The following is a 521-nucleotide window of genomic DNA, read 5'->3' as shown; positions in this document are numbered from 1 at the left end:
GTTGACAGCAACACACATGAAATCATCTGTGCAGACCTGTCGCTGAACAATGTGACGGACTCAGAAGCCTTCCCGGGTCTTATCCGGCAGACTCACAGAAAAATCAGGGCAGCATCGGCAGACGGCGCTTACGACACCCGGCTCTGTCACGATGAACTGCGGCGTAAGAAAATCAGCGCGCTTATCCCGCCCCGAAAAGGCGCGGGTTACTGGCCCGGTGAATATGCAGACCGTAACCGTGCTGTTGCGAATCAGCGGCTGACCGGGAGTAATGCGCGGTGGAAATGGACAACAGATTATAACCGTCGCTCGATAGCGGAAACGGCGATGTACCGGGTAAAACAGCTGTTCGGAGGTTCACTGACACTGCGTGACTACGATGGTCAGGTTGCAGAGGCTATGGCCCTGGTACGAGCGCTGAACAAAATGACGAAAGCAGGTATGCCTGAAAGCGTGCGTATTGCCTGAAAACACAACCCGCTACGGGGGAGACTTACCCGAAATCTGATTTATTCAACAAA

General features: G+C 53.7%; 1 pseudogene. It reads left to right on the top strand.

The features are described 5' to 3' along the window. Nucleotides 1-468 (top strand): annotated as a pseudogene (locus QMN93_RS26105) (IS5-like element IS903B family transposase); the annotation flags it as partial. Nucleotides 469-521: the final 53 nt, after the last annotated feature.

It is taken from the genome of Enterobacter sp. R-1.6.2, assembly GCF_035064085.1.
Taxonomy (GTDB): Bacteria; Pseudomonadota; Gammaproteobacteria; order Enterobacterales; family Enterobacteriaceae; genus Enterobacter; species Enterobacter asburiae_B.
This window is presented reverse-complemented; position numbering and strand designations above follow the sequence as displayed.